General features: G+C 52.8%; 9 protein-coding genes. 4 read left to right on the forward strand and 5 right to left on the reverse strand.

The features are described from left to right. The first annotated feature begins 48 nt into the window (after positions 1-48). Complete coding sequence (gene aqpZ, locus Q0796_RS01730) at positions 49-750, forward strand: aquaporin Z (protein WP_298439633.1); 702 nt, start codon at positions 49-51, stop codon at positions 748-750. Between the two features lie 124 nt (positions 751-874). Here the strand turns inward: aqpZ and hda are convergent, their stop codons facing one another. The 4 genes from hda to upp form a co-directional block, all read right to left on the reverse strand. Next, positions 875-1582 (reverse strand): DnaA inactivator Hda, encoded by a 708-nt coding sequence (gene hda / locus Q0796_RS01735; protein ID WP_298439635.1) that lies wholly within the window; start codon positions 1580-1582, stop codon positions 875-877. Between the two features lie 60 nt (positions 1583-1642). Further along, on the reverse strand, positions 1643-2692 hold the full coding sequence (locus tag Q0796_RS01740) for a DUF2066 domain-containing protein (RefSeq protein WP_298439637.1): 1050 nt from the start codon (positions 2690-2692) through the stop codon (positions 1643-1645). An 87-nt stretch (positions 2693-2779) separates the two neighbouring features. Beyond that, on the reverse strand, positions 2780-4003 hold the full coding sequence (locus Q0796_RS01745) for a uracil-xanthine permease family protein (RefSeq protein WP_298439639.1): 1224 nt from the start codon (positions 4001-4003) through the stop codon (positions 2780-2782). 121 nt (positions 4004-4124) lie between these two features. Next, entirely contained in the window at positions 4125-4751 is a 627-nt protein-coding gene (upp, locus tag Q0796_RS01750) for a uracil phosphoribosyltransferase (protein WP_298439641.1), read from the reverse strand. Between the two features lie 360 nt (positions 4752-5111). Here upp and purM point away from each other — a divergent pair, with 360 nt between their 5' ends. The 3 genes from purM (at position 5112) to fusA (ending at position 9248) form a co-directional block, all read left to right on the forward strand. Next, complete coding sequence (gene purM, locus Q0796_RS01755; RefSeq protein ID WP_298439643.1) at positions 5112-6155, forward strand: phosphoribosylformylglycinamidine cyclo-ligase; 1044 nt, start codon at positions 5112-5114, stop codon at positions 6153-6155. 36 nt (positions 6156-6191) lie between these two features. Beyond that, positions 6192-6839: a phosphoribosylglycinamide formyltransferase gene (gene purN / locus Q0796_RS01760; protein ID WP_298439645.1), complete on the forward strand. Its 648-nt coding sequence runs from the start codon at positions 6192-6194 to the stop codon at positions 6837-6839. 318 nt (positions 6840-7157) lie between these two features. Continuing rightward, positions 7158-9248 carry an elongation factor G gene (gene fusA, locus Q0796_RS01765; protein ID WP_298439647.1) on the forward strand — a complete coding sequence of 697 codons (2091 nt, stop codon included), beginning with the start codon at positions 7158-7160 and terminating at the stop codon, positions 9246-9248. Between the two features lie 420 nt (positions 9249-9668). Here fusA and Q0796_RS01770 read toward each other — a convergent pair whose 3' ends face one another. Next, positions 9669-12074, reverse strand: a complete 2406-nt coding sequence (locus Q0796_RS01770; protein WP_298439649.1) for a transglycosylase domain-containing protein — start codon at positions 12072-12074, stop codon at positions 9669-9671. Positions 12075-12282: the final 208 nt, after the last annotated feature.

Raw genomic sequence — 12282 nt, forward strand, 5'->3', positions numbered from 1 at the left:
TTAATTTTTTGTTCGTAACCAAGGCGGTTGCGTTAAGGAGAGTATCCCATGCCGATGACTAACAAATTCGCGGCGGAGTTTATTGGCACCCTATGGCTGGTGCTTGGTGGCTGCGGCAGTGCCGTTTTGGCGGCAGCGTTTCCCGATGTTGGCATCGGTTTACTTGGGGTGTCACTGGCGTTTGGGTTAACGGTGTTAACCATGGCGTTTGCCATTGGTCATATCTCTGGCTGCCACTTAAATCCAGCGGTATCACTGGGTTTATGGTCCGGTGGCCGCTTTAGCAGCGCCGAGTTACTGCCCTACATTTTGGCTCAGGTACTGGGCGGCATTAGCGGTGCTGGGCTGCTCTATATCATCGCCTCGGGCCAAGTCGGCTTTGACGCCAGTGCCGGCTTTGCTGCCAATGGCTACGGTGAACACTCCCCAGGTGGCTATTCGATGATGGCCGCCTTAGTGGCTGAAGTCGTCATGACCTTCATGTTCCTGATCATCATCTTAGGGGCTACCGATAAACGGGCTCCTGCTGGGCTTGCCCCCGTTGCCATTGGCTTAGGCTTAACCCTGATCCACCTGATCTCCATTCCGATCACCAACACCTCGGTTAACCCCGCCCGCAGCACCGGTGTTGCCCTGTTCCAAGGTGACTGGGCGATCAACCAGCTGTGGTTATTTTGGTTGGCACCGATAGCGGGCGCGATCTTAGCGGGGGTGGCCTACCGCTGGCTTGGCAACGAGTCCGACGGCTGAGTCATCATTCTGATCTAAGGTACTGAGCCGGTTCTGGCAACAAAAAGGCGCTCTATTGCTAGCGCGCCTTATGCGTATTCAACCGCGATCCGCCATTGAACCTATTGGGGGGAACATGAACCGTTTACAGGTGCAGTATCTCTTTCACGAACGGGATGGTTAACTTGCGCTGCGCCACCATCGACGCTTTATCCAGCTTATCCAGTACTTCAAATAGGGTACGAAGATCCCGCGCTAAGCGGGTAAGCAAAAACCGCCCTACGTCCTCCGGCAGTTCTAAGCCACGGACTTTGGCTCGATTTTGCATCGCCGCTAACTTCGCATCGTCACTCAGCGGATGCAGCTGATATTGAATGCCCCAGTTGAGTCGCGACACCAGATCCGGCAGCAGAAAACCCGCCTGTAACGCGGCACTGCGAGCCGAGACCACCAAGCGACAGCGTTCACTCTCATCCACTCGGTTATACAAATCGAACAGCGCTTCTTCCCATACGGGGTGTCGGCTGATCTGATCGATGTCATCCAAACAGATCAGATCCAGATTCTCTAATCCTTCAAGAATGGCGGGCGACATCGAGGCATGAATGCCCAAGGGCAGATAAAAAGCCTTTAGCTCCGAATCGGCGGCCAAGGCGCAAGTGGCATGCAATAAGTGGGTACGGCCACACTTGGCGGGCCCCCACAAATAGGTGATGCGCTCGCCTTGGCCGGAAGCAGCCAAACGGAGGCTATCAATCAATTGTTGATTGCCACCAGGGTGGTAACTGTTAAAGGTCTCGTCGTCCGGCAGGTGCACCGGCAGAGACAGTTGAATGGGTGAGCTTGGTGTCACTATAACTTGGATCCCTTACCTATCGTTTACCCAGCAATTGTACCATGACTCCTGCCCGACTTACGGCTGCTGCCACAGATAGTGGGTGCGTTCGTCTAGTTGATCGACAACTTCCAGTTTAGTCAGTCGCTGCTCTAGCGTCATCAGCTGCTCCACCTCGGCGAGGCCACCAATCAAGTCCAATTCAATCTGGATCTCTTGGCCAGTAACGGCCACCACCTTGGTGGCTTTAACTGGGGCGAGACTGGTTAAATAGCGCTCGAGTTCAACCAGCGCCGCAATGCCGCCGGTTAAGGTAAAGTGCAGTTGAGTTTGCCCGCTTTGCTCGCTGGCAATCGCGCCATAACGCAGCGAAAAGTACAGAGCAACCTTGGCGATCACCTGATCCAGCGCCTCCGCTTCGGTGGCCGCTTCACCACTGCCTTGCAGCAGGGTGCGTGCCACCGCAAAAGGATCGCTAGCAACCGCGCCGCTGTAAAGATGCAAGTGGTACTGCCACTGTTCTGCGATGGGTTCGATGCTGCTGAGCAACACAAAATCAGAGCCATAACGCTGTGACGCCTCTAACACCAATTTGGGGAAATTCCCCCGCACGTCGTTAACGTCGGCTTTCATGCTGTCTTCAAGATCCAGCAACGGCAACAGTTGCGGTAATCCCCGTTGTTCCGCATGCGCAGCAACTTTTTCGCCGAGCTCATCCGCATCACTTAATAGCCGCAATTGGCCGTCGGTTTGCTCAATCGCCGCCCAGTGCAGCGTTGTTGGCCGCTGTGCCCCCCAAATCGGTAAGCCCAATTGGCGCATCTGCTGCTGCAACTTGGTGGCATCAAACCGTGCCTGTAAACGCAGTGGCTCACCCGACTGAAACGAATAGGTCAGCATAAAGCTGTCGGCTTGGCGTAGCAGCGCCTTACCTTGGGGCTGCGATGCGATGCTGTCATCGCCGGTGATCCGCACCAACACCTGAGCTAATGCCGCCTTAACCCCCGCACTGCGAGCACGGTTATCCCGCGCCTCCACGGTTACGTCACCACGGTAAAGTTGGGTAACCTGAACGGCATTGGCCAGCAAACTAAACAGACTTAAAAACAGTAATAAAGCAGCGCGCACTGGGGTTCCTAACTTACGAAATCATAGACAGCAAGTGTATCACGACATTGTCATGGGATCGCTGCGATCCCATGACAAGCTAACCCGTTAATGGCGCGTACGCGGCAAGACAAGGTTCAGTACGATGGCGGTAACCGCACACAGCGCGATCCCTTGCAGTTGGAAGTTCCCCAATGGGAACACCATACCGCCAATACCAAACACCAAGGTTACCGCCACAATCACCAAGTTACGTGCATCGGTCAGATCCACTTGGTGCTTAATTAGGGTGTTCATTCCCACGGCCGCAATCGAGCCAAACAGCAAAATCATAATGCCGCCCATCACCACCACCGGAACCGTCATCAGCAAGGCACCAAACTTACCGACCATTGCCAAGGCCACCGCAAAGATCGCGCCGTAGGTCATGATTTTTGGATCGTAGTTTTTGGTGAGCATGACCGCGCCGGTTACTTCCGAATAGGTCGTGTTTGGCGGCCCACCAAACAGTGCCGCGGTGCTGGTGGCCAAGCCATCTCCCAACAAGGTGCGGTGCAAGCCCGGCTTTTCCACGTAGTTTTTGCCGGTCACGTTAGATATCGCCACCATGTCGCCGATGTGTTCTACCGCTGGGGCAATCGCCACCGGCAACATAAACAGCACCGCTTGCCAGTTAAACGTTGGCGCCACAAAGCTCGGCAACGAGAACCAAGCCGCCGCCGCCACGGGACTGAAATCCACCAAGCCAAACGCCAGCGATAAGCTATAGCCCACCACAATGGCGCACAAAATGGGCAGCAAGCGCAGTAAGCCCTTACCCAATATCGACACCAACAACGCGGTAATTAAGGTTGGCAATGCCACCATCAACGCCGTCGCCGTCGGCACCACTTGCGTATCACCGGCAAAACCCAGGGCCATCTTCACCGCAACCGGTGCCAGTGATAAACCAATCACCATAATCACCGGGCCAACTACAACTGCAGGCAAATAACGGTTGATCGCTTGTGCGCCCCCGACCCGCGCCACTTGCGATAACACCATGTACACCAAACCAGCGGCGAACAACCCGCCCATGGTGTCGGCGATCCCCCACTGCGCCACCCCGGCAGAAATCGGCGCAATAAAAGCAAAGGAAGAGGCTAAGAACACCGGCACCTGGCGCTTCGTCACCAGTTGGAAGATTAGGGTGCCGATCCCAGCGGTGAATAACGCCACCCGAATATCAAGACCGGTTAGCATCGGTACTAAAACCAAGGCACCAAACGCCACAAACAGCATCTGGCCACCGGCCAAGATCTGCTGCGCAGGAGTGAATTGTTGAGTTTGCATGTAGAGTCCCAAAGGGTTTGTTGTTTATTTTTTATCGTATTTAGGCTAGTGCCATCGTACCTGAAGTTTTTCAGGTCGAAAAAAAGGCGCCGATATCGACGCCTTAATTGTTGCTATCGGATCACTTGGTTCCGAAAATCTTGTCTCCGGCGTCGCCGAGGCCCGGTAAAATGTACCCTTTCTCGTTCAGACACTCATCAATAGAGGCCGCGTACAGCTCAACGTCTGGGTGAGCCGCTTCCAGCGCTTTAATGCCCTCTGGGGCAGCAACCAGCACCAACACCTTAATGTGCTTACAGCCACGAGACTTCAGCAGATCCAAGGTGGAGATCATCGAACCACCGGTCGCCAGCATCGGATCAACCACCATGGCGATGCGCTCTTCAATGTTGGCAACCAACTTTTCGAAGTACGGCACTGGCTCTAGGGTTTCTTCATCGCGGTAGATGCCAACAACCGATACTTTAGCCGATGGCATGTGCTCTAGCACCGCGTCCATCATGCCCAAACCGGCACGCAGGATTGGCACGACGGTAACTTTCTTTCCCTTGATCTTCTTTACGTCAATCGGGCCGTTCCAACCATCAATGGTAACGGTTTCCATCTCGAAGTCTTTGGTCGCTTCGTAGGTCACTAGGCTAGAAACCTCATGAGCCAACTCACGGAAGCGTTTAGTACTAATATCCGCTTCGCGCATCAAACCCAGTTTATGTTGGATCAGTGGGTGGTTTACTTCAGTGACTTGCATCGACGTCTCCAAGACTTTTACCAGACAAATTAACGGGAGCATAGTCGCAATCAACGCCAGCGCAAAAGCAATTCAACCAATCCCATTGCATTTTTGTGACCATCATCACCAAGCGCTTGTTTTGCTGTACGTTTATTCGCTAACGCAGTGACCATTTCAGGCAATGCTTTCCACTAAAAATAGGCGGCAGCGCAGTGAATTTAATATTCCATCTCAGCGGCGGCAGTTTCCTGTAAGTAAAACAATCAATTAGCACCGAAGCTGCTTGGGTCAAACCGCCGTCACTGCTAGAATACCGCGCAAAATTAGTACCCCTACAAGTACTGCTCTACCTAAAACAAAAACCATAACGAGGCCTCTGTGACTACTTCTAGCCAACTGAGTTACAAAGACGCGGGTGTTGATATCGATGCAGGTAATGCACTGGTTGATAACATCAAGTCTGCGGTAAAACGTACCCATCGTCCTGAAGTAATGGGTGGTTTGGGTGGATTTGGCGCCCTATGTCGCCTACCTACCAATTATAAGAAGCCACTGCTGGTATCCGGCACCGACGGCGTTGGTACCAAGCTGCGCTTAGCCATCGACCATCAGCGCCACAGCACCGTCGGCATCGATTTGGTGGCCATGTGCGTTAACGATTTGATCGTGCAAGGTGCCGAGCCGCTGTTCTTCTTGGATTACTACGCCACTGGTAAGCTGGATGTGGATGTGGCCACCTCAGTAGTCAGCGGCATTGCTGATGGCTGTGAGCTGGCCGGCTGTGCCCTGATCGGCGGTGAAACCGCAGAGATGCCAGGCATGTATGAAGGCGCCGATTACGACATGGCTGGCTTCTGCGTTGGGGTGGTAGAAGAAGATGAAGTGATCACCGGCACCAAAGTCGCCGCGGGCGATGCGTTGATTGCACTGGGTTCCAGTGGTCCGCATTCAAATGGTTACTCGTTGATCCGCAAGGTACTAGAGCGTTGCGACAACCCAAGTGAAGTACAGTTGGGTGAGCAAAACTTAATTGATGCCTTGATGGCGCCAACCAAAATTTACGTTAAGTCGGTTTTAAAGCTGGCCAAACAAACCCCCCTGCATGCGATCTCCCACATTACTGGGGGTGGCTTCTGGGAAAACATCCCACGCGTCTTACCGGCACACTGTAAAGCGGTCATTGACGGCAGCAGTTGGCAGTGGCCCCAGGTGTTTAACTGGTTGCAAGAGACCGGCAACATCAACCAACACGAAATGTACCGCACCTTTAACTGTGGCGTGGGCTTAGTGATTGCGTTACCCGCAGATCAAGCCGCTGCCGCCGTAGAGTTACTGAACGGCGAAGGTGAGCACGCTTGGGTGATTGGCCAGATTGCCGCCCGCGATGGCGAGCAAGAACAAGTTGAGATCCACAACAGCTAACTGGTCGCAACATTCAGCCGAGTGAAAGGAAGCCCAATGAAAAAATTCCGCATTGCGGTGTTGATCTCCGGCAGCGGCAGTAATTTACAGGCGATTATCGACGCCTGTGCCGCCAACGAGATCAACGGTGAGGTGGTTACCGTGATCAGCAATAAAGCGGATGTGTTTGGCCTAGAGCGCGCCGCTAACGCCGGGATCCCCCAGCAAGTCGTGGCCGCCAATAAAGGCCAAACCCGCGAACAATACGATCAGCGTTTGCAGGCTGAATTAGCCCCATATAAGGTTGATCTGATTGTGCTGGCAGGCTTTATGCGGATTCTTTCTGAATCCTTTGTTCGACAATACCAGGGAAAGATGTTTAACATTCACCCCTCCTTATTGCCGAAGTACCCTGGCCTCAACACTCACCAACGGGCAATTGACGCCGGTGATAACGAACATGGCGCCTCGGTGCACTTCGTGACACCAGAGCTTGATGGTGGCCCGGTGGTATTGCAGGCCAAAGTGCCGGTGTTTACTGAGGACGTCGCAGACGGCTTAGCCCTGCGCGTTCACAGCCAAGAGCATCGCATTTATCCACTTGTGGTGAAGTGGTTCTGCCAAGGTCGACTGACCATGGCGAACGACTGCGCGATGATGGATGGGGAGCAATTGTCTGCTGGTGGTTACGCCGCCGACGATTAAACACAAGGCAACGGGTATTCCGTTGCCTTATTGACCCAAGGATCGACTGCTAAACTGCTTATGGGTGGTTACCACTCAGCAATAGCGGTTGAATTTTTGACCTTCGGTCATACAATCTTGTTTTTCTTCACAAAGTTACTTTTGCTGGTGAAAAATGCATCAGCACCTATGTCGTTGATATTCAACGATATAACTTATTTTGTGGTGCAGAAAAACGAATTTGATTGGTGGAAATGGCGTGGAAGACGGAATTCTTCGAATATAAACAAGAAATCCTGTATACTTTCGCGCGATTTCGACCCTGACAGAGTACAACTAATGGCAGACTTATCCCGTTACAGAAATATCGGTATCTTCGCTCACGTAGATGCCGGTAAAACCACTACCACCGAACGTATCCTGAAACTGACCGGTAAGATCCACAAGACCGGTGAAGTTCACGATGGCGCAGCGACTACTGACTTCATGGAGCAGGAAGCTGAGCGTGGTATTACCATCCAGTCAGCAGCTACTACCTGTTTCTGGAACGATCACCGCATGAACATCATCGATACCCCAGGACACGTTGACTTCACCGTTGAAGTTTACCGTTCCCTGAAAGTATTGGATGGTGGTGTAGGCGTATTCTGTGGTTCCGGCGGCGTTGAGCCACAGTCCGAAACCAACTGGCGCTACGCGAACGACTCTGAAGTTGCTCGTCTGATCTTCGTGAACAAGCTGGACCGTATGGGTGCAGACTTCTACCGCGTTGTAGATCAAGTGAAAAACGTTTTGGGCGCACGCCCACTGGTTATGACTCTGCCTATCGGCCGCGAAGATGACTTCGTAGGTTGTGTAGACGTACTGAGCCAGAAAGCGTACATCTGGGATGACTCCGGTCTGCCAGAAAACTACGAAGTAACCGACATCCCAGCCGACATGGTTGACGATGCAGCGGCCTACCGCGAAGAGCTGATCGAAACTGCCCTAGAGCAGGACGAAGATCTGCTGATGGAATACTTAGAAGAAGGCACTGAGCCATCTTTGGAAGACATCCAGCGTTGTATCCGTGCTGGTACTCGTACCAACGACTTCTTCCCAACTTACTGTGGTTCTGCATTTAAGAACAAAGGTATTCAGCTGGTGCTGGACGCTGTTGTTGATTACTTGCCGTCTCCTACCGAAGTTGACCCACAGCCGCTGACCGACAAAGAAACCGGTGAGCCAACTGGTGAAGTTGCTCTGGTTTCTACCGACGAGCCACTGCGCGCTCTGGCGTTTAAGATCATGGACGACCGTTTCGGCGCCCTGACCTTCATCCGTATCTACTCCGGTAAACTGGAAAAAGGTATGACCATCCTGAACTCTGCGACCGGCAAAACCGAGCGTATTGGTCGTATGGTTGAGATGCACGCTGACGAACGTAACGAGATCAGCTCTGCGCAAGCAGGTGACATCATCGCCGTTGTTGGTATGAAGAACGTACAGACCGGCCACACTCTGTGTGACGTGAAGCACGAATGTACCCTGGAGCCAATGATCTTCCCAGAGCCAGTGATCTCTATCGCTGTTTCTCCGAAGGACAAAGGCGGCAGCGAGAAGATGGGCATCGCGATCGGTAAGATGGTTGCTGAAGATCCATCCTTCTTGGTTGAAACTGATGAAGATTCTGGCGAAACCATCCTGAAAGGTATGGGCGAGCTGCACTTGGACATCAAAGTAGACATCCTGAAGCGTACCTACGGTGTTGATCTGATCGTTGGTAAGCCACAGGTTGCTTACCGCGAAACCATCACTACTGCGATTGAAGATTCTTACACTCACAAGAAGCAGTCTGGTGGTTCTGGTCAGTTCGGTAAGATCGATTACCGCATCAAGCCAGGTGAGCCGGGTTCAGGCTTCAAGTTCACCTCTTCTGTTGTTGGCGGTAACGTTCCTAAGGAATTCTGGCCAGCAGTTGAGAAAGGCTTCGGCGGCATGATGGAGCAAGGCGTTCTGGCTGGCTTCCCAGTGCTGGACGTTGAAGTAGAGCTGTTCGACGGTGGTTTCCACGCAGTTGACTCCTCTGCGATTGCTTTCGAAATCGCTGCTAAAGGCGCTTTCCGTCAGTCTATCCCTAAAGCGGGCCCACAGCTGATCGAACCAATCATGTACGTTGACGTATTCACTCCAGAAGATCACGTTGGTGATGTGATTGGTGATTTGAACCGTCGTCGTGGCATGATCAAAGATCAGATGGCTGCTTCTACCGGCGTTCGTATTAAGGCAGATGTACCTCTGTCTGAAATGTTCGGTTACATCGGTCACCTGCGTACCATCACTTCAGGCCGTGGTCAGTTCTCTATGGAGTTCTCCCACTACATGCCTTGCCCGAACACCGTGGCAGAGCAAGTAATTGCTGAAGTTAAAGAACGCAACGCTGCTAAGTAATTCGTTACTTATAAGCTAGCCGTTTAAAAGCCCCGCTAAGGAAACTTAGCGGGGCTTTTTGCTGTCTGGGTTTCAATCACGTCTGCCGGATTTGATCTTGATATTGCGGGCTTCCTATTGGGCTCGAACTCGGCGACAGAACAGCGCCGGTTATCGCGGCCAACGCCAAGCGCGCATAATAGTGCTCGCGCCCGCAGTGCCTGAATCGCTATGCCCTGCCGCTGCGCTTTGCCCTGGTATCACAAACATCCTCTGATGGGTTTATTCTCGCTCGAAACACACAGGTACTGAAGTGGCGCATTGTGACTGGCAAGAAAGGGAGAGCCTCACGGCAATAAAAAAGCCGACGCAGTGTGCGTCGGCTTTTCTGTGTTCGAGCCAAATAACCGTTTGCGGCAACTTAGCCGCACTTCTCGGTGATCACAGTATTACTGGCTCATAGGCTTGTTCGTCGTCACCTTCAGCGGTCGGCACGGTTGCAGCCGCCGCGGGGGCCACCTTAACCGGTTCCGGTAACGCTTTGGCCATCTCAAATGGGATCTGCAACGAATACCCTTTTTCATCCAAGGCAACCAGCTGCTGTGGGCCATCAACCAGACGATTTAAGTTCAGCTCCAGCAAGTTGCCATCCGCAATCGATTCGCCATTGAGATACCACTCGACATCGCCGTTCGCACTGGACGCCTGCACCATTAATGGTGGCAACCGCTTGTTGTTGATGCGGTGGAACACCTGTTGTGGGGCGATGCCCGTAACCACCAGCTCGTTACTTTCCATCGGAATGTTGGGACAGTAATCATTAAAATCAGGCAAACGTTTGGCACGGCGCATTCGCTCTGGCAACCACGGCTCTAACACCCGTGGCCATAACGTTGCGGTGGTGTACTCGGCGCGGTTCTTATAACAGCCGCGGCTTAAGCGTTTTTCAGTAATGCTGTCAACGTACATCCCTTTTTGACTGCGGAACCAGCCTTTGCCCTGCCCAGCTAATAAGGTGCGCGGTGCATCGCCATTTTTCGTCCATGCGGTTTTGCGGCGATCGCAGCCGTACAGGTTCACCCCACGGCTGCGACCATCCGGCCAACAGATCTCTTCTTGTTTTACCCCACGAGGGCGAGACAGCTTACCCAGAGGCCGATACTCTTCCATCGCTGCGGTGATCGCAATCAACGAGGCAACGGCGTTATCACGGCCGCTGACTGGGCTCGAATAGATGTCATCGTGTACCCCAACCCAGATCCCAAGGGTAAAGGAGGGGGTAACCCCAATCGCCCAGTTATCACGACTGGCCCAACCGGAACCCGCTTTCCAACCCAGTACCGCTGGTTTTGGCGCTAACACGTACTCTGGCACCGGCGCTTCACGAAGCGTATTCCAAGTGATCCAAGCCGATTCCGCGCTCATAAAGCGTTTGTTCTCGGGGCGCTCAGCCGCCGGTAAATATTGCAGTGGTGCCACATTGCCTTGGCTGCCAAAAGAAGCATACAACTGCACCATTTGCGCCAAGTTGGTTTCCGCTTCCCCCAGCAGTACCCGTGGTGACAAGCCAAAATCACTCAGCTCTAATGGCTGCCCAACCGCCGCTAACGATTTCAGAAACTTCTTCTCGCCAATGTTTTCAATCAACTGCACGAAAGGCACGTTCAATGACATCTGCAGGGCTTCACTGGCGGAAACCGGCCCGATGAATTCATCAAAACCGTCAGCCACATCACGCAAATAACCACGGCGAGGCACATCCGCCAGCAACGATTCAGAGTGAATTAAGCGTTCATCCAACGCCTTACCAAAAACCAGCGGTTTCAGCATGTCACCCGGGGAGCGCATCGCCTGCACCATGTCGGTGCTGTCGTGGCCGGGCGAGTTACCGACGTAGGCGATCACTTGCTTGGTTTGGTTATCCATCATCAGCATCGCCATACTAGAGCCGTTCACCTGTTTATCGGCAAATTCTTGTGAATAGCGCTCTAGCTCAGCTTGGATCACCGCATCAATGTTGCTGCGGATCACCGTTTCATCGTTATCCTGCATCACCTTGCTGGCGTATTGGCTGGCGATCTGCGGCAACGCTAATGAAACCGTCGCGACCGGCATACCAAGAGCACGGTTTACTTGTTTTTGGGTCCACAGCTGCTCGTCGCCAAATTCGTTGATCAGTTGATCCCGCTCAACCTTGGCTCGATCGGCAAACTTATCCAGACGATAGCGTTTCGGGTATTTCGCCAGTGCCAGCAGCAACGCCACTTCGTGATGCTCTAACGCTAAGGCCGGTTTATCAAAGAATTGATAACTGGCTGCCTGCACCCCTTCAATCTTGCCGCCTAAGCGAACGTGATTAAGGTACAGCGCCATGATCTCATCTTTGCTGTACGCCAGTTCTAGCTGCAGAGTACGAACGTGGCTCTGCCACATGCCCGCTTGAGGGAAAAACAGTTCCGCGGTTTTTACGGTCAGGGGATCAAAGCCAATCACACCAGCAAAGACGCTTTGGTGCTGTGCCGACAACGCCTCAATCAATAACGGGGAGATTTGATCAATGTTGACGGGGTAACGCCAGTAACCTTGGTTATTCACTACCGCAGACAGCGGTTGTCCGTTGGCATCAATCACCACTTGGCTGGGGCCGTGATATTCACCCGGCAACGACAATGGGCTGTCCAGATTGCTCCACATAAATGCGGCCACAAAGAGCAGGATCAACGCTAAGCCGCCCTTGGCACTGTGCCAACCCAGCCGCTTTAATTGCTGCTGCCCCTCAAGGCTTACTTTTGCTGCATCCAATTGCTGCCGTTTGCGGCTCATCCTTTGCCGCACAGATGAAAACATGTAGAACCTCTTTATTGGCAATTTGAACCGGTGGTTATGCCACCCGAACACCGATTACTTTTGTTATTTTGTTGCCCTAACCGTTTGGTTTTTATACCAGTCAACGTTATTGGGACATGCGACTAAAGATTTAGAGCACAACATAACATTAACAATTGACTAGGATAAAGCCGTTTGTAAAAACGATAGTTTCTGCTACCAACGGTCA

It is taken from the genome of uncultured Ferrimonas sp. (assembly GCF_947489035.1).
Classification (GTDB): domain Bacteria; phylum Pseudomonadota; class Gammaproteobacteria; order Enterobacterales; family Shewanellaceae; genus Ferrimonas.